This is a genomic window from Christensenellaceae bacterium 44-20, from assembly GCA_041223705.1.
Taxonomy (GTDB): Bacteria; Bacillota; Clostridia; order Christensenellales; family Christensenellaceae; genus QANA01.
On record JBCLQU010000001.1, the window covers coordinates 561,215 to 577,284 of the forward strand.

Sequence of the window (16,070 nt, forward strand, 5' to 3'; positions counted from 1 at the left end):
CTATAATAGGAACAGCGTATCCATTATACATGATTCGCCGCGCATTTGCAAAGGAGTTTTGGAAGTTTATGAAAATATCGGCCGTTATCGCAGAATATAATCCCTTTCACCAGGGCCACGCACTGCATCTTGCGCGGACGAGAGAGCTCGGCGCGGATAAAATCATCGTCATTATGAGCGGTAGTTTCACACAGCGCGGCGAGGCCGCCGTCTTTGATAAATTCACACGCGCGGCCTGCGCGCTGACATGCGGCGCCGACCTGGTGTTGGAACTCCCAGCTTTTTTCGCGCTCTCCCCTGCCCAGCGCTTCGCGGAAGGCGCCGTCCGCATTTTAGACAGCCTTGGCTGCATCGATTCTCTGAGCTTTGGCAGTGAGATAGCCGATCTTCCCACCCTGCTCAAAACCGCAGGGCTGCTTTCGCAGGAGCCGGAAGCATACCGCGCCTGTCTGCGCAGCCATCTTGCCGCCGGCAGCAGTTTCCCTGCCGCGCGCCAAAAGGCTTTCTCCCAGCTATACGGCGAGGAGCTTGCCGCCCCGCTCCGCTCTCCCAACTGTATTTTGGCGCTGGAATATCTGCAGGCACTTAGCCGCATTTCCAGCCAAATTCAGCCGGAAGTAATACTGCGCCAAGGCGGCGCTTATCTTGATTCAGAAATGCAGGGCGCCCTCTCCAGCGCACTGGCAATACGCTCGGATCTGCGCTCGGACGGCCAGGCTTGGCGGCGCGCTGTCCCCCCTGCCGCCTTGGATTTTTACTGCAATCCCGTGCCCGAGGATTCTGTTTTCCCGCACCTGCTCTATCAGCTGCGTCGCGCTTCCGCCGAAGCTCTCGGTCAGGTTTTTGGCGTGCAGGAAGGGCTTGAGCATAAGCTTTGGCAGGCCGGCCAGGCTGCAGAATCCTACGAAGATCTGCTTGGGCGCATCAAAAGCAAGCGCTACCCTATGGCGCGCATCAAGCGCGCGCTGTGCGGCCTGCTGCTCGGCATCACCAAGCAGGCAGAACAGGCGCTTTCCCAAGCTCCGCTCTATGCGCGCATGCTCGGCATAAAAAGAGAGAGCATGGACCTGCTCTCCCTTCTCTCCAAAACTGCCCGCATTCCCCTGATTTGCTCTGCCAAGGATTTTCCCACCCAGAACCCGCTCTTTGCGCTGGATATATGGGCGACAGATTGTTACAGCACACTGCAAACGCCGCCTGCACCGGCTGGCCGCGACTATACCCAGGGGCTTCTCGTCCTATAAGCTGTTTTCTCTATTCCTGCGCCGCCAATGCGCAAATCTCATCGATATGCTTTAACGTTTCTTCCCTGCCTCTCTGCACGCAAAGCTGGCAGTCTTTTGAGGAATATGGATCGATTCCTTCATAGACATCCGGAAGCAGGAGCAGATCTGCCAAATAGTCTTTTTGGCGCGTGATATGCCAATCCGTAATGGCGAGCGTGCGCTGCAGCGTATCCACGGCGTTGCGCGGCGGCGTATTTTCCTCCTGCCCCCTTGGCAGAACGTCTACGCCAATCACAAGATCCGCGCCCAGCATTTTGACCGCCTGAACGGGAACGCGCTCCAAAATTCCTCCGTCAATATAATACCTCCCGCCCATCTCATAGGGCGCAAAAACGCCGGGGATGGAGATCGTCGCTCGAATGGCCTGATAGAGCGGCGTATTTTTATAAAAGGTCACCAGCTCGCCGGAGCCGAGATCCACCGCCACGCACGCAAAGGGGATGCGCGTCTGCTCGATGCCGATGTTTTTAGTCAGCAGGCGGATGAGCTGTTCTGTTTTTTTGCCGCGCACCAGCCCTCCATCCCGCAGGGAGAAATCCAGGTATTTTTTAATGGCAAATTTCTCTGCGTATTTTTCTAAAAAATAGAGATCTGTCCCAGTCGCAAACAGCCCGCCGACGATGCCTCCCATGCTGCTGCCCGCGACCATATCCACTTCTATCCCATGCTCCAGCAGAACCTGCAGAACGCCAATATGCGCGAGTCCGCGCGCAGCCCCGGCCCCCAGCGCCAGACCGAGCTTTTTCTTCCTTTTCATAATTTCGAGGCTCCTTTCATAAAGATAGTCAAAAACGGACAAAGGATATATGCCATGCCAAAACGCCTCTTTACAATTCTATGGTGCTGTGCGCTTATTTTGCTCATTCTTTTCTTTCCCAATACCGCACTTGCCAGCGCATCTTCCGCGATCTCTTCCTGGCTTAGCGTGGTGCTTCCCTCGCTTTTGCCTTTTTGCATCGCCACTTCTCTTTTAGAGGAATGCGGTGCAGTCGCCTTATTCGCCCGCTGGCTTCAGCCCATTACGACTAAAATATTCGGCTTCTCTGGCGCATTTTCCTACGCGTTTTTGGCATCTTGCCTCTCCGGATATCCCATGGGAGCAAAAATCACATCTGAAATCTACGCCAACGGGCAGCTCAGCCAGGCGGAAGCGAGCAAAATGATCAACTGCACGAGCACCTCCGGGCCCATGTATCTGGTGGGAGCCGTTGCCATTGGTATGCTGGGCGATGCCTCTTTGGCAAAGTATCTGCTCATCCCCCATTATCTGTCCGCGGCGCTTCTGGCCATTCTGGTTGGGCGCCAGTTTCGCAAAACCTGCCCGCAGTCGGCGGCCGCGCTCGCAAGGCCAGATCTTTCCCAGCCCATCTCCTTTGGCGAAGCGCTCTCGCATTCCGTCGCCAAAGGGCTGGACAGTATGCTGGCAGTCGGCGGCTTTATGGTGATCTACGCAGTTTTTGCCCAAGGGCTTCTTTGCGCTTTGCAAGCCATTTTGCCCGCAGAAAGCGAAAGCACCCAGCAGCTTCTTTCCCTGGGGCTTGGTGCCCTGGAAATGACAACCGGGTGCATTCATTCTAATATTCTGCCGCTGCCGCAGCGGATTTTATACCTATGCGGCATCACTTCGTTCGGCGGTTTTTGCATTCAGAGCCAAACGGCGGCCCTTTGCGCAAAAAGCAAATTGCCCATCCGCGGGCTGTTTTGGCACAAAACGCTTCAGGGGCTGCTCTGCGTTCTGTTTGCAGGCATCCTCATGCTGGCCATGCCAATCCAGAATGCCGGAACGCCTTGTCGTTTCCCATCTGCCAGTGCTTATTTGCCTATGAGCATCTTTTTGGCCGTATGCGCGCTCTTCTGTCTGCTGCTCAGCCGGCGCAAAAGGCGCAGCCGCAGCTAGTTCTCGCTGGGCGCTTTCTGCTCGCTGTTCATTTTCGCATAGAGGCGTGCTTTGTTTTCGCCAACCAAATCGATGCTTTCACGATAGAAAGTCTCCAGCTCATCCAGCACCTCTTCGGCATAGGTATTGGCCATTTTCTTAATCTCGCCGGCCTTGGCGCGGCTGTTTTCGATGAGCTTATTGGCCTTTTCATATGCCGCCTGCGTGATCTCCTCCTGCTTGATCATAGCCTCTGCTTCTTTTTTCGCGCGGCGGACGATCTCCTCCGCCTGAATATCCGCAGATTTGAGGATCTGATCGCGCTCAGACGCAACTTTTTTTGCAAAATCCAGCTCTTCATGCAGAGCGGCTTTGATATCTTCGATAATTTCCATCACAATTTTCTGATCGACCAGCTTGCTTTTGGAAAAGCCCTTGGTTGGGCTCATCTCGATCTCCTCTTGCAGCTCATCCACCAAAGCAAAAACGTCCATCTTCTCCATTGCGTATAACCCCCGTCATTTATGTTCATTTAGTGCGTTAATTTTTCCATATATTCTTTGACACATTCCGGGACAAAGCCCGTCAGATCCGCTGAAAATGCCACCAGTTCCCGCACGACGCTCGAACTGATATGCGCCGCGCCCGGAGCCGAAAGCAAAAACAGCGTTTCCAGCCCGCCAAGCTGCCGGTTGGCCGCGGCAATATCCCGCTCATAGAGCAAATCCAGCTCACCGCGCAGCCCGCGCAGCACACAGCGGATGCCATGCTCCCTGCAGTATGCGACCTGCATCCCATCGCTGCTGTCTACGACGACATTGCCCAGATGCGCCGTCGCCTTTTGCATCAGCATCAGGCGCTCCTCTTTGGAAAGCAGATAATGCTTTGCCGCATTATTGAAGGAGACGACATAGAGCTCGTCCGCAATCTGCGCGGCGCGCTCGATCAAATCCATATGCCCCAGCGTAATGGGATCAAAACTTCCTGGAAACAACAGTTTCACGCTATTCTCCTATCGATAAAAAGCTGACCCGCGTGCGGCCGTATTTCTTTTCTTTTTGCACATAGCGCCTGTCAAAAACAGCGTCCTCTTCATGCTCTGCGACGATTTTGCCGCCCGGAGCCAGCAGCCCCAGTTCTATCACCGCCTCAATCGCCGGCTGATACAGCCCGGCATGATAGGGCGGATCCAGAAAGATAAAATCGAACGGCTCTCTCAGGCTGCGCAAGGCACTGCCGTAATCCATCTGCAAGACCTGCGCCTGCTTCTGCATACCCAGCTCCTTCAGATTTTCACGCACCAGAGCCGCCGCTGCGCGGTCTGCATCCACAAAAACCGCAAAATCAGCGCCCCGGGAGAGCGCCTCAATCCCCATCGCGCCGGACCCGGCAAACAGATCCAAAACGCGGCTTTGCGGGATCTCGAATTGCAGTGCGCCGAAAATCGCTTCCCGGACTTTATCTGTTGTAGGGCGCGTCGTTTCATTGCCTTTTGGCGCCTTTAACTGACGCCCTCTGGCAGAACCTGCAATAACTCGCATACCTCTCCTTTTGCACTAACCTTTAGTTTAATTTAATTCCGACAAATTGTAAAGAAAAATAACAAAAGCCGCCAAAGCTTTACAAGCTATTTACAGTCTGTTTCGATGTAAACGCGCGGCACGCGGGCGCTGATTCCCGTCAGGATTTCATAGCTGATCATGCCGTTTTCGCATAGCTGTGCGGCTTCCTGCGCCCAGATGCTCTCGGCCCCATCCTGGCCGATGAGGGTGATCTCGTCGCCCACCTGCACGCCCAGGCCTGTTACGTCGAACATAGCCTGATCCATGCAGACGCGCCCAGCCAGCCGCACGCTTTGCCCGCGCACGACAGCCCTTCCCTTGTTGCTCAGCGCCCGGGGATACCCATCTGCATAGCCGATGACAACCGTCGCAATCTCCCGGGGCTGATCGGCGATGAACGTGCGCCCATAGCTCACGGAATCGCCCGGTTCTATCTTCTTGACATGCACGACCGTGCTCTTGAGCGAAAGCGCGGGTTGCAGTTCCTCTGCAAAGGGCGCGAGCTCTCCGGAGGGCGGGTATCCATACATGGAGATGCCCATCCGGCAGAGATCCAGCCGCGCATCCGGCATATCCAAAATTGCCGCGGAATTGGAGGCATGGCAGATCGGGCGATAGCCGCGCCCAAATACCGTATCGCGAAACGCCAGATATCGGTTAAGCTGCAAAACAGTAAAGCTCTTCTCTATCTGATCGGCCACGGCAAAGTGCGTAAAAAGCCCTTCCAGCTTTAGCTGTTCCGGATATTCGTCAAAATAGCTCAGTACTTCCAGAAGTTCCTCCTGCGTCCGCAGGCCAATGCGCCCAAGGCCGGTATCCAGCTTGACGTGGATTTTCGCCTGCATTTTCAGCTCTTTGGCGATGGCGGACAGACTGCGCAGATGCTCCGGCGTAAAAGCCGTAACCGAAATGCCGCGTTTGACCAGCTCAATATTGGACTGTTCATCCGCCGGAGAGAGCACTAAGATATGCGCCGCGCAGCTCTCCCGCAGGGTAACCGCCTCGTCTGCCGTCGCAACAGCAAACCAGCAAACCCCGCAGTCCTGCGCAGTTTTTGCCACCTGCCGCACGCCGTGGCCATAGGCATTGGCCTTGACGACGGCCATAGGCAGCACGCCTTCCCCCATATTTTTTTGAAGCACGCGGATATTATGCGCGATTTTCGAAAGATCTACAACGGCAAATGTTTTTCTCAGCATTGTTTCGCTCCTTAGTATTGCTCAAATATTCCCAGCTGGGCGCTATCCCAAAGCTCTTGCACACACCTCGGAATCGCCTTGCCCGGCAGTGCCCCTCCCATGCAGAGCAGAGCCAGCTGCCCGCTGGTAAGGCAGATATCTGCCTTCATTTCCTGGCTTTTTTGCACTAAGACTGCCCCATCCCGGGCAGAAATATCCCAAACGCCGCAATTTTGCGGTAGAATATCGTCTTTCAGGCAAATGCGTGCGCTCCCGTGCCTGACTGTTTTTTGCAGGAGCGCCTGGGCAGAAACCGCCCGCCCCATCGCATCCGGATCTCCCTTTGACGCCTGGGGGCAGAGATAAGAAAACGCCATCCCCATGCTCCTCGCTATCTTCGCAAAAAGCATTGGGAGATTTTCTCCCGCGCCTGCGATCTCTTCGGCATAGAGCGCACCGTCCTCCGGATAGGCAATGCAGTAGGCCCCCGCTCCTTCGGGCACAATCAAAACCCCTTTGCTAAAATCCAGGGCCTCTTCCAAAAACCTGCGGAAATATGCCGCATCGCGGAAAAGATAGCCGCTTTTGCCCTTTAGATAGGCGCGGTAGCAATCCAGTAGCCCCAAAAGCAGTGATTCTGGAACCTCATCCGCTCTGGAATAGACGTGATAGGCGCGCGTTTCCCTTTCTGCGCTCTCTATTTTTCTCACCGCCCGGCGCGAATAGGCTTCATAGCCCATGCGCTGATAGAACGGGTGGATAAACGTCTTTAAAATCGAGATTGCCTCGCCCTGGCTTGCCAGCTCCTGCAAAATAGAACGGATGAGCCGCGAAGCATAGCCTTTTCTTTCCTGCCCTTTTGCCGTGGCAACGCCGCGCAGGAAATTTGCCTGCATCACCGCGCCGTTCAGCCAAAGCGGCTCTTTTCCGACCTGCGCCATGCTGAGCAGCCGCCCCTCTTCAAAAAGGCCATAGCAATTTTCCGGCAAAAAGCGATGCGAAAAATACCAGACAGCAAATTCTCCGGCATCTTCCGGAAATGCCTCTTCCCAAAGCTGCCGCGCTTGGCGCACATCAGCCTGGCACAGCGCCCGTATCTCAGCCATCCAGCATCCTCCCAAGCAGTGTCGTCCGCTTCGCTTCGAGTATTTCCGCCCAGACAAAACCGCCTATTTTTTCTTTTGGCCCCGGCATATTGACCATTTTTCCCGAATCCGTGCGCCCGCAGATGCTCTGCTCGTCTCTGCGGCTCACGCCCTCGATGAGCACGCGCTCTTTTTTGCCGACATAAGCCAGGTTGCTCTGATAGGTCAGCTCACCTTGCAGTTCGACCAGCTGGACAATGCGCTGCTGCTTGATCTCTTCCGGGATCTGCTCCGGAAAAGAGGCGGCCGGCGTGCCGTTGCGCGGAGAATAGACGAAAGTAAACGCGGCATCGTAGCCCACTTCGCGCACGAGGCTGAGCGTCTGCTCATAATCTTCCTGGCTCTCACCGGGGAAGCCGACGATAATATCCGTGGTCAGGGCAATGCCCGGGATCATCTGCCGCGCCCTGCGGACGATCGCCAGATACTCCTCTCTGGAATAGCCCCGGTTCATGCGCTGTAAAATGCGGCTCGAGCCGGACTGCACGGGCAAATGCAGCTGTTTGCAGATGTTATCGTGCCTTGCCATCTGCTCCAAAAGCCGCTCGGAAATATCCTTTGGGTGCGAAGTCATAAACCGGATGCGCGCAATCCCCGTTTGCGTTGCGGCGCGCTCCAAAAGGCCCGCGAAATCCACATCGCCAGCGCCTTTTCCATACGAGTTGACGTTTTGCCCCAGCAGCATCACTTCCTGGTAGCCCTCCTGGGCAAGGCCGCGGATTTCGGCCAGAATATCCTCCGGGGCCCTGCTCCATTCCCGGCCCCGCACATAGGGAACGATACAGTAGGTGCAGAAATTGTTGCAGCCCTGCATGATGTTCACCGTAGCCAGCGGGCGCTCCTTGCGCTGCATGGGCACATCTTCTATGACTGAACTGGAAATGCTGCTCTGCCGCACGTTCAAAACGCGCTCTTTCTGCATCAGAGCGGCATATAGCATGGATGGCAGCTCGTTCATGTTGTTTGTCCCAAACACAATTTTGACAAACGGGAAGGTCTTCACCAGTTTTTCCGCGACATCCTGCTGCTGCATCATACAGCCGCAGACCGCCACAATCAGGCCTTTTTTTCGCAGAGAAAGCGGCTTTAGGGCGCCGATATTGCCAAAAACCTTTTTTTCTGCATGATCGCGCACACAGCAGGTGTTAAACAAAATGAGATCTGCCTCCTGCATTTCCTCTGCCCGCTGGTAGCCCACCGCCTGCAAAATTCCTGCGAGCTTTTCCGAATCGTGCTCGTTCATCTGGCAGCCATAGGTTTCAATATAATATTTTAGGCCGTGCGTTTGCACATACTCATATAGGCTTTGCGTCATTTTTACTCCATTGTCGATTGAAATTTTCTATTTCCTCTGCTATTATAGAATACAAAGCTGGTTTCTACAACAAATTGCAGAATTTTTTCACATTTGTGAAAAAGGTTCTTGACAATGAGCGGCAGGTATTGTATATTAATATGCGTCGCCGCACTTAGCGGTTGTACAGCTCGGGGTGTAGCGCAGTTTGGTTAGCGTACGTGCTTTGGGAGCATGGGGTCGGAGGTTCGAATCCTCTCACCCCGACCAAGTTATATAGTTATGTGGCCTCGTGGTCAAGCGGTTAAGACTCCGCCCTCTCACGGCGGCAACAGGGGTTCGAGTCCCCTCGAGGTCACCATTTTTGATGAGTATTTTTGGTGTTTGCGGGCCCTTAGCTCAGTTGGTTAGAGCGGTCGGCTCATAACCGATTGGTCCGCGGTTCAAGTCCGTGAGGGCCCACCAAAAAGACACGCAGCCTGGCCTGGTAGTTCAGTTGGTTAGAACGCTAGCCTGTCACGCTAGAGGTCGTGGGTTCGAGCCCCATCCAGGTCGCCAATTATCTTGCCTCGGTAGCTCAGTTGGTAGAGCAAGGGACTGAAAATCCCTGTGTCGGTGGTTCGATTCCACTCTGAGGCACCATTTGCTGGTGTAGCTCAATTGGCAGAGCAGCTGATTTGTAATCAGCAGGTTGCGGGTTCAATTCCCATCGCCAGCTCCACTTTTGTGGATGGGTTCCCGAGTGGCCAAAGGGAGCAGACTGTAAATCTGCCGTCTCAGACTTCGATGGTTCGAATCCATCCCCATCCACCACTTTTATAGCCATGCGGATATGGCGGAATTGGCAGACGCGTACGGTTCAGGTCCGTATGAGGGAAACTTCATGGAGGTTCAAGTCCTCTTATCCGCACCAATCGGAGTAAAGGAAACTTTACTCCGATTTTCTTTTTATAAAAAAATATTGGCGGAAATAGATTTTCTCAAGTTTGGAGCAGCCGCTCCGTTTTTTCTTCGCTCCCCCTCCCCTCTCTTCCGCTTTTTGTGCGAATCAAGATTGCCCCTATTCGTTTTTGGCGCGCATCGAGTTATACTAACTGCCCAAGGAGGCTTCGCCATGGAATGGAACATCAGAAAAGCAAAAAAAGATGATGAAAGCAGAATCAAAGAACTGTTTATAGAGATGCTCCAGGCTATCTATCACACTCAAAACGTCTGCGGATATAAAGAGGGCTATCTGGATAAATTTTTTGAGGATCGCGGCGACTTCATCTGTGTGGCAGAGGCAAATGGCTCCATAATCGCCTACCTCTCCATCGAAGTGCATCATGAACCCGAAGATTTTATTTATCTGGACGATTTATCCGTTTCAACGCAATACCGCGGCAACGGGATTGGAACAGAGCTCATCGAAACCGCCCAAAAATTCGCGGAAGAAATGGCGATGCCCGCCATCGTTCTCCACGCCGAGAAAACAAATACAGGGGCGATTAGGCTATACGAGCGGCTGGGGTATCGCATGATGGAGGAAGAAAACACGCGGCTCCGGATGGTGAAGAAGCTCAGATAGATTCGGGCGGCTCATCCTGCCGTATCAAGCGGCATCAAATAAGGGAAGGCAAACCAATCATGGTCCGCCTTCCCTTTTATCTCCCTTAGGCTCTATGCTATTCTTCCATGAGCTCATACTCTTTTCCCAGCACCTCGATGCCCGATCGCAATTCCTGCTCAAAGGCTTTTCGGTGAACCGGAGTATTTAGGCCAGGCGCGCCGCCCGTATGCAGGAAGATGACGGTTTCCCCTTTTGCAATTTTTCCCTCCGCGATCATCTCCTGCATTCCTGCAAAGGCCTTTCCCGTATAGCACGGATCCAGCAGGATGGCCTCCTGGCGGGCAACCTCGTAAATCGCTTCCCGCACCTGCTTGCAAGGGTTGTTGTATCCGCCCCGGGTATAGCCCTTTTCAATCTGAAAATTCGGCTGCTCTCTCTGCTCCAGCTCCAACTCGCCGCAAACTTCCGCATAATACTGGCAAATGCGCTTCTCTTTTTCCTCTTCAAATGGAGAAATGGCGATGCCCGTCAGATTCAGCCGAGAATCCGCCTCCTGCAAACCGCAGTATAGCCCCATATAAGTCCCAATGCTTCCGACAGCACAAACCAGCCGCGCATTTCCCAGGCCCAGCTGCTTTGCCTGGGCGTCGATTTCCTGGGCACACTCGCGGTATCCGCACATTCCAACCAGATTCGAGCCGCCCATGGGAATGCAGTAAACCTTTTCCCCCTCCGCTTCATAGCGCTGGGAGAGCTTTTGCAAAAGCTCGTCGTATTGCTCTGCTTCCGGCCGGCCGTCGTCTTTTTTGATGACGACCTGCGCGCCCATAATGCGATCCAGGAGCAAGTTCGCCGAGACTTCTCCCGGATAATCATCGATACAGGCGATCGTGCACTTTAGGCCATACTTGGCCGCCACGGCTGCCGTCAGCCGCCCATGATTGGTCTGCGCCCCGCCTACCGTCAGCAATCTGTCCGCGCCCTGCTGCTTTGCATCGTAGAGCAGATACTCCAGCTTGCGCAGTTTGTTGCCGCCCATGCCCAGGCCGGTTAAATCGTCTCTTTTGATCCACAGCTCAATCCCGAGTTTCTCTGAAAGCCGCGGCAAATACTCCAGCGGCGTCGGCAAATGCAAAAAAGATACTTTTTTCAGTTCCCGCATGATATGTTCTCCTCTCAAAACGACATCGTTCTTTTTATTATATCGGCTTGCTCCGGAAAAATCTATGGCGCCCGCCCTGTTTTTGCCTTATAATAGAAAAAACGATTGGAGGATTTTAGAATGGATTTTTTAGAGCTTGCACAAAAACGGCAGAGCTGCAGAAGCTATGCCAATACGCCCGTCGAAAGAGAAAAACTGGAAAAAATACTCGAGGCCGCGCATCTTTCGCCCTCGGCCTGCAACTCCCAGCCCTGGAAGTTCTATGCCGTTACCAATCCCGAAAAATGCGCCAAGGTCGCTCTGGCTACCCAGGAAGACGGCCTGAATAAATTTACCAATCAGTGCCCGGCTTTTATCGTAATCACTGAGGAGACGGCGCTTCTCATCGCCAAAGGCGGCATGAAACCCAATCAGAAGTGGGCAAAATTCGATCTCGGCATCGCCACCATCTGCGCCTGCCTGCAGGCGGAAGAGCTCGGGCTTGGAACCTGCATCATGGGCTCCTATAACAGCGATAAAATCAAAGAAATTCTTGGAATTGCAGGCGAGAGCCCCGTTGCCATCGTCATCGCAGTCGGCTACCCTGCTTCGCCGGAACTGCGCCCAAAGAAGCGCAAGGCGCTGGGCGAGATCGCATCTTTCATCGAGTAAGGCCATGCAGACGCATATCTTTTTTGATCTCGACGGCACGCTGACCGATCCCGAGCTCGGCATCACCAGCTGCGTTCAGTATGCGCTGGAATTTTTCGGCATTGCCGTGCCCGACCGCAGCGTTTTGCAGCCTTTCATCGGGCCGCCGCTCAAGGATTCCTTCATGCACTTTTACGATCTTTCTGCGGCAGATGCGGAGATTGCCATCGCAAAATACCGCGAGCGTTTCTCTGCCATCGGCTTGTTTGAGAACGAGGTATACGCCGGCATCCCCGAAATGCTGCAAAAATTGGCCTCTGAGGGCCATATTCTCACGGTGGCGACTTCTAAGCCGACCGTCTATGCCCGGCAGATTTTAGAGCATTTTTCGCTTTCTTCTTATTTTGCTCACATCTGCGGGAGCAACCTGGATGGCAGCAGAGTCAAAAAAGGAGAAGTCATCGCGTATGCTCTGGAGCAAAACGGCGCGCCTTCTCCTTCTGCTGTAAAAATGGTGGGCGATCGCAAGCATGATATTTTGGGCGCGCAGGAAAACCATATCTTTAGCATTGGCGTGCTCTATGGATATGGCAGCCGGGAGGAGCTGAGCTCCGCCGGCGCAGATGCGCTCGCAGATTCTCCGGCCGCCCTGCCTGGCCTTTGCCGCTTTTAAACCTCGCCGCGGCCGCCTGCGCGTTCTTCGAGCTTTTCCCGCGCTTTTTGTGTCAAAACCTGATAATCCTTGGGGAGCTGCCCTTCCAGCTCTTCGAGGATTTTTTTCGTCTCCAGCGCCAAATCCGCATCCTCCAGCAGATCTGCCGCCCGGAAAGATTCCCTTCCATGCTGGCGCTGGCCAAAGAATTCGCCTGTCCCCCGCAGCGCCAGATCCTGCCTGGCGATTTCAAAGCCGTCATTGCAGTTTTTGAGAATTTTCAGCCGCTCCAGCCCGCTGCCATCCGAGACCAGATAGCAATAAGATGTGCCGCCGCCCCGTCCGACTCTGCCGCGCAGCTGATGCAGCTGCGCCAGCCCGAAGCGATCCGCGTTTTCGATCACCATGATCCGCGCATCCGGCACATCCACGCCAACTTCCACCACCGTCGTGGAGATCAGGACCTGCGTCTCTCCCCGGCGGAACCGCTCCATCACCTCTTGCTTTTGAGCGGCGGACATTTTGCCGTACATCGTATCCGTCCTAAGCGCGGGATAGCTCTGCTTTAACTCCTGCCATACACCCTGCACAGACCGCGCCGCAATCCCCTCTGAAGGCTCCATCAGCGGGCAGACAATATAGACTTTTTCGCCTTCCTGTACTTTCTTTTCAATCCAGCGGTACATATCCTCCCGCTTGCGGCCGCTCACCAGATGCGTTGCCGGGGGCGTTCTGCCCGGCGGACGCTCATCCAATACCGAGATATCCGCATTGCCATATAAAATGAGAGCCAGCGAGCGCGGGATGGGCGTCGCGGAAAACACGACCATATGCGCCCCGGGATGCGCCTTTAGAAGGGCCGAGCGCTGCTGCACGCCAAAGCGGTGCTGCTCGTCCACCATCAGAAGTTCCAGGCGGCGGAAAGGCAGATCTCCATACAGCACAGCATGCGTGCCGATGAGCAGCGCTATCTCGCCGTCTGCCAGCCTTTGGAAAATCTCCTTTCGCTCTGCCGGCGTGCTGGAGCCTTTGAGCAGGCAAACGCGCTCCCCGAAAAGCGTCTTGGCAAAGGAAAAGTGCTGATCCGCGAGCAGTTCCGTCGGCGCCATGAGCACGCTCTGCCCACCGGCCGCCTGAACGGCATAGGCCGCATACAGCGCGACGGCGGTCTTTCCCGAGCCAACGTCTCCCTGTACCAGCCGGTTTGCAGAGCACTCTGCCCGCAAATCCTGCTCTATCTCCCCCATCACGCGCTTCTGTGCCCCCGTGCAGGCAAACGGAAGTTTTGCCAGAAACTTTTCTCTGAGCTGCTCGGGAAACTCCAGCGGCGTTCGATGCTGCATTTTTGTCGCAGAAAGCTCCATCATGCGGTGAAAGAGCAGCAGCTCCTTCTTCGCGAGGCTTCTTCTGGCCAGCTCGCTCTCTTTAGGGTTCTCCGGCAAGTGAATGCCCGAAAAATCCTCCAAATCGCTTCTCAGCCCGCACGTCTGATAAAACGAAGAAGAATACGCTTGGGGCAATTCCAGCGTTTCCAGTGCCGTTTTGATGGCTTGGCGCAGGACTCTCTGATTAATCCCTGCGGTCAGCGGATAATATGCCATCATGCTGGGGGCGGAATCCATCTGGAAGACCTCCGGATTATCCATCTGCACGCGGTTTCGGAATACCTTGGGTTTTCCATAAAAAAGATATTCCTGCCCCGCCTTATATTTCTCAAACAGGAACGGGAGGTTAAAGATATTGATATCCAGCACGCCCGTGCCATCGGCGACTTCAAAGCTGAAGATGCTGGTTTTGCCAAACCGGCGAATCCATCTGGGCGGCATCGTCAGCTTGGCGCGCACCAGCGCAATTTCCGCCTGCGCTATTTCAGCAATTTTTTGCGGCGCGCGAAAATCCCGGTAGTAGGCCGGAAAGTGATAGAGCAAATCCTCCACCGTTTCGATCTCCAGGTTTTTCAGAAGCTTTGCCGTTTTTGGCCCGATTTTGTTCAGCGCCGTTACATTCGAATTCAGATAGACTCCCATTCTTCTCCCCATATACAGAAAAAGGCGAGCGCAAAGGCTCGCCTTTCTTTTCCGCGTTATTCAACCGATATGATATAGTGATAGACCGGCTGGCCGCCCTGATAAAGCTCTGTATCCAAATCGTCATATTTTTCGGCGATTTCATCCACAAGGGCGCGCGCTTCCTCTTCTGCTACCTCTGCTCCGGAGTAGAAGGAGATCACGGCGTCATCCTCGGTTACCATTTGTTCCAAAAGGGCATCTGCCGTCTGCTTCATATCTGTCCCATGGGAGACGATATCGCCTTCCAGAATGCCGAGGAACTCGCCTTCCAGAATCTGCTCTCCATTCATATGGCTATCCCGGACAGCTTTGGTAATAGCGGCGGATTTTACGCCGCCCAGCGCCTCTTTCATGGCCTGGGCATTCTCCTCCAGGCTGGCATCTTCTCCCCGGTAAGAGAGCATTGCCGAAAGGCCCTGCGGGAAGGTTTTAGACGGGATCACCGCGATGGTTTTTTGGGTCAGCTCCCCTGCCTGCTCGGCAGCCAAAATGATATTCTTATTATTGGGCAGCACGATGACGCAATCCGAAGGAGCGCGTTCGATGGCCTCTTTGATATCCTCCGCGCTGGGGTTCATGGATTGGCCGCCCTCGACCAATTCATCCACCAGGCAATCCTTGAAAATTGCGCCGAGGCCGTCTCCGGCAGAAACTGCGACTACCGCAATCTGCTTTTTGGGCTTTTCTTCCTCCACAGGCGAAAGCCCCGTCAGCGACTGATGCTGTTCGCGCATATTATCGATCTTGATCTTGGAAAGCTGGCCCAGCTTGAGCGCATATTGCAGCACTTTGCCTGGCATATTCGTATGCACATGCACTTTGATCAGCTCCGGATCACCCACAACCACCAGGCTGTCGCCAATCGCCAGCAGCTTATCGCGCAAATGCTCGATGCTCTCTTCTGTTACGCCCGTTGTGTGCGTGATGAAAAATTCAGTGCAGTAGCCAAATTCGATTTCCGCCGTGCTGATATCCTGCATGGCCGAAGCCGGAATCTGCTTTGGCAGGGAAAGATCCAGCACTTCTGCCACTTCCTCACCATCCATGGCCATCTTAAAGCCTTTGTAGATGACAAGCAGGCCAGCGCCGCCCGCATCGACAACCCCAGCCTCCTTGAGCACAGGCAGCAGCTCAGGCGTTTTCTGAAGCATCTTCTCGCCGGCGCCAATGACAGCCTCGATCAGATCCAGCAAATCTGCCCCCGCATCCGCCTGCTTTCTGGCTTCCTTTGCCATGCTTTTGGCGACTGTTAAAATCGTGCCCTCTTTGGGCTTCATCACGGCTTTATACGCTGCCTCCACGCCCATCTCTATTGCCCGGGCAAAGTCCTGCGCATCCAGCGTTTCCTGTTCTTTCGAGACGCTCTTAGAAAAACCGCGGAACAGCTGGGAAAGAATGACGCCAGAGTTTCCTCTCGCGCCTTTCAACGCGCCGTCGCCAAAGGCCTGTACCATTTTTCCGACGTTCTGCGCCTGGCAGGCGTTGACTTCCTTTGCCGCAGAAACCAGCGTCATCATCATGTTCGTCCCCGTATCGCCGTCCGGCACCGGGAAGACATTCAGATCGTTTAGATTTTGCTTATTTTTTTCCAAATAGTTTGCGGCAGAGACCACCATATCCCGGAACATCTGCGCATCTATCCTAAGCTCCGACAATTCCATTCCTCC

Annotated in this window: 16 protein-coding genes and 8 tRNA genes; 13 read left to right on the forward strand and 11 right to left on the reverse strand. The window is 54.4% G+C overall.

Annotation, left to right across the window (positions count from 1 at the left end):
- Positions 1–29: 29 nt before the first annotated feature.
- On the forward strand, positions 30–1,244 hold the full coding sequence (locus AALG83_02990; protein MEY8382122.1) for a nucleotidyltransferase family protein: 1,215 nt from the start codon (positions 30–32) through the stop codon (positions 1,242–1,244).
- Positions 1,245–1,254: 10 nt separating this feature from the next.
- On the opposite strand, the gene AALG83_02995 is transcribed toward AALG83_02990, so the two are convergent.
- Positions 1,255–2,043 carry a patatin-like phospholipase family protein gene (locus tag AALG83_02995; protein MEY8382123.1) on the reverse strand — a complete coding sequence of 263 codons (789 nt, stop codon included), beginning with the start codon at positions 2,041–2,043 and terminating at the stop codon, positions 1,255–1,257.
- Positions 2,040–2,243: a hypothetical protein gene (locus AALG83_03000; protein ID MEY8382124.1), complete on the reverse strand. Its 204-nt coding sequence runs from the start codon at positions 2,241–2,243 to the stop codon at positions 2,040–2,042. Before AALG83_03000 ends, AALG83_02995 begins: the two co-directional genes overlap by 4 nt.
- On the opposite strand from AALG83_03000, the gene AALG83_03005 reads away from it, so the two are divergent.
- Positions 2,215–3,183: a nucleoside recognition domain-containing protein gene (locus AALG83_03005; protein ID MEY8382125.1), complete on the forward strand. Its 969-nt coding sequence runs from the start codon at positions 2,215–2,217 to the stop codon at positions 3,181–3,183. The two genes, AALG83_03000 and AALG83_03005, sit on opposite strands and share 29 nt — an antisense overlap.
- Here the strand turns inward: AALG83_03005 and AALG83_03010 are convergent.
- The 6 genes from AALG83_03010 to miaB all read right to left on the reverse strand — a co-directional run bounded on the left by AALG83_03010 (position 3,180) and on the right by miaB (position 8,362).
- Positions 3,180–3,665: a hypothetical protein gene (locus tag AALG83_03010; GenBank protein ID MEY8382126.1), complete on the reverse strand. Its 486-nt coding sequence runs from the start codon at positions 3,663–3,665 to the stop codon at positions 3,180–3,182. The two genes, AALG83_03005 and AALG83_03010, sit on opposite strands and share 4 nt — an antisense overlap.
- 29 nt (positions 3,666–3,694) lie before the next feature.
- Positions 3,695–4,165, reverse strand: coding sequence for a pantetheine-phosphate adenylyltransferase (coaD, locus tag AALG83_03015; GenBank protein ID MEY8382127.1), 471 nt, complete (start codon positions 4,163–4,165; stop codon positions 3,695–3,697).
- A 1-nt stretch (position 4,166) separates the two neighbouring features.
- Positions 4,167–4,703, reverse strand: a complete 537-nt coding sequence (gene rsmD, locus AALG83_03020; protein MEY8382128.1) for a 16S rRNA (guanine(966)-N(2))-methyltransferase RsmD — start codon at positions 4,701–4,703, stop codon at positions 4,167–4,169.
- A gap of 86 nt (positions 4,704–4,789) precedes the next feature.
- A complete protein-coding gene (gene alr / locus AALG83_03025) occupies positions 4,790–5,923 on the reverse strand; it encodes an alanine racemase (protein MEY8382129.1) in 1,134 nt (377 codons plus the stop codon).
- Positions 5,924–5,934: 11 nt separating this feature from the next.
- Complete coding sequence (locus AALG83_03030) at positions 5,935–7,008, reverse strand: GNAT family N-acetyltransferase (GenBank protein MEY8382130.1); 1,074 nt, start codon at positions 7,006–7,008, stop codon at positions 5,935–5,937.
- Positions 7,001–8,362 (reverse strand): tRNA (N6-isopentenyl adenosine(37)-C2)-methylthiotransferase MiaB, encoded by a 1,362-nt coding sequence (miaB, locus tag AALG83_03035; GenBank protein MEY8382131.1) that lies wholly within the window; start codon positions 8,360–8,362, stop codon positions 7,001–7,003. The genes AALG83_03030 and miaB overlap by 8 nt, the downstream gene beginning before the upstream one ends.
- Before the next feature lie 171 nt (positions 8,363–8,533).
- Between miaB and AALG83_03040 the strand changes: the two genes are divergently transcribed.
- The 9 genes from AALG83_03040 to AALG83_03080 all read left to right on the forward strand — a co-directional run bounded on the left by AALG83_03040 (position 8,534) and on the right by AALG83_03080 (position 9,908).
- Positions 8,534–8,611: transfer RNA gene (locus tag AALG83_03040), tRNA-Pro, on the forward strand.
- Between the two features lie 16 nt (positions 8,612–8,627).
- Positions 8,628–8,702: transfer RNA gene (locus AALG83_03045), tRNA-Glu, on the forward strand.
- A gap of 27 nt (positions 8,703–8,729) precedes the next feature.
- Positions 8,730–8,806 (forward strand) — tRNA-Ile (locus AALG83_03050).
- 16 nt (positions 8,807–8,822) lie between these two features.
- Positions 8,823–8,899 (forward strand) — tRNA-Asp (locus tag AALG83_03055).
- Positions 8,900–8,907: 8 nt separating this feature from the next.
- Positions 8,908–8,983 (forward strand) — tRNA-Phe (locus AALG83_03060).
- 3 nt (positions 8,984–8,986) lie between these two features.
- Positions 8,987–9,062: transfer RNA gene (locus AALG83_03065), tRNA-Thr, on the forward strand.
- 7 nt (positions 9,063–9,069) lie between these two features.
- Positions 9,070–9,154, forward strand: a tRNA-Tyr gene (locus tag AALG83_03070).
- Positions 9,155–9,167: 13 nt separating this feature from the next.
- Positions 9,168–9,254 (forward strand) — tRNA-Leu (locus AALG83_03075).
- Positions 9,225–9,908 carry a GNAT family N-acetyltransferase gene (locus AALG83_03080; protein MEY8382132.1) on the forward strand — a complete coding sequence of 228 codons (684 nt, stop codon included), beginning with the start codon at positions 9,225–9,227 and terminating at the stop codon, positions 9,906–9,908. Before AALG83_03075 ends, AALG83_03080 begins: the two co-directional genes overlap by 30 nt.
- Positions 9,909–10,005: 97 nt before the next feature.
- Here AALG83_03080 and AALG83_03085 read toward each other — a convergent pair whose 3' ends face one another.
- A complete protein-coding gene (locus AALG83_03085) occupies positions 10,006–11,052 on the reverse strand; it encodes a D-cysteine desulfhydrase family protein (protein ID MEY8382133.1) in 1,047 nt (348 codons plus the stop codon).
- Between the two features lie 120 nt (positions 11,053–11,172).
- Here AALG83_03085 and AALG83_03090 point away from each other — a divergent pair, with 120 nt between their 5' ends.
- Positions 11,173–11,703 carry a nitroreductase family protein gene (locus AALG83_03090; protein ID MEY8382134.1) on the forward strand — a complete coding sequence of 177 codons (531 nt, stop codon included), beginning with the start codon at positions 11,173–11,175 and terminating at the stop codon, positions 11,701–11,703.
- A 4-nt stretch (positions 11,704–11,707) separates the two neighbouring features.
- Complete coding sequence (locus tag AALG83_03095) at positions 11,708–12,355, forward strand: HAD family hydrolase (protein MEY8382135.1); 648 nt, start codon at positions 11,708–11,710, stop codon at positions 12,353–12,355.
- Here the strand turns inward: AALG83_03095 and AALG83_03100 are convergent.
- Both AALG83_03100 and AALG83_03105 read right to left on the reverse strand, forming a co-directional pair.
- On the reverse strand, positions 12,352–14,361 hold the full coding sequence (locus AALG83_03100) for an ATP-dependent DNA helicase RecG (GenBank protein ID MEY8382136.1): 2,010 nt from the start codon (positions 14,359–14,361) through the stop codon (positions 12,352–12,354). The two genes, AALG83_03095 and AALG83_03100, sit on opposite strands and share 4 nt — an antisense overlap.
- Before the next feature lie 56 nt (positions 14,362–14,417).
- Positions 14,418–16,058 (reverse strand): DAK2 domain-containing protein, encoded by a 1,641-nt coding sequence (locus AALG83_03105; GenBank protein MEY8382137.1) that lies wholly within the window; start codon positions 16,056–16,058, stop codon positions 14,418–14,420.
- Positions 16,059–16,070: the final 12 nt, after the last annotated feature.

Coding starts and splice junctions, on each gene's coding strand:
- AALG83_02990 (MEY8382122.1), top strand. CDS start 30: ATGATTCGCCGCGCATTTGCAAAGGAGTTTTGGAAGTTTATGAAAATA.
- AALG83_02995 (MEY8382123.1), bottom strand. CDS start 2,043: ATGAAAAGGAAGAAAAAGCTCGGTCTGGCGCTGGGGGCCGGGGCTGCG.
- AALG83_03000 (MEY8382124.1), bottom strand. CDS start 2,243: ATGCAAAAAGGCAAAAGCGAGGGAAGCACCACGCTAAGCCAGGAAGAG.
- AALG83_03010 (MEY8382126.1), bottom strand. CDS start 3,665: ATGGAGAAGATGGACGTTTTTGCTTTGGTGGATGAGCTGCAAGAGGAG.
- rsmD (MEY8382128.1), bottom strand. CDS start 4,703: ATGCGAGTTATTGCAGGTTCTGCCAGAGGGCGTCAGTTAAAGGCGCCA.
- alr (MEY8382129.1), bottom strand. CDS start 5,923: ATGCTGAGAAAAACATTTGCCGTTGTAGATCTTTCGAAAATCGCGCAT.
- AALG83_03030 (MEY8382130.1), bottom strand. CDS start 7,008: ATGGCTGAGATACGGGCGCTGTGCCAGGCTGATGTGCGCCAAGCGCGG.
- miaB (MEY8382131.1), bottom strand. CDS start 8,362: ATGACGCAAAGCCTATATGAGTATGTGCAAACGCACGGCCTAAAATAT.
- AALG83_03080 (MEY8382132.1), top strand. CDS start 9,225: ATGGAGGTTCAAGTCCTCTTATCCGCACCAATCGGAGTAAAGGAAACT.
- AALG83_03085 (MEY8382133.1), bottom strand. CDS start 11,052: ATGCGGGAACTGAAAAAAGTATCTTTTTTGCATTTGCCGACGCCGCTG.
- AALG83_03090 (MEY8382134.1), top strand. CDS start 11,173: ATGGATTTTTTAGAGCTTGCACAAAAACGGCAGAGCTGCAGAAGCTAT.
- AALG83_03095 (MEY8382135.1), top strand. CDS start 11,708: ATGCAGACGCATATCTTTTTTGATCTCGACGGCACGCTGACCGATCCC.
- AALG83_03100 (MEY8382136.1), bottom strand. CDS start 14,361: ATGGGAGTCTATCTGAATTCGAATGTAACGGCGCTGAACAAAATCGGG.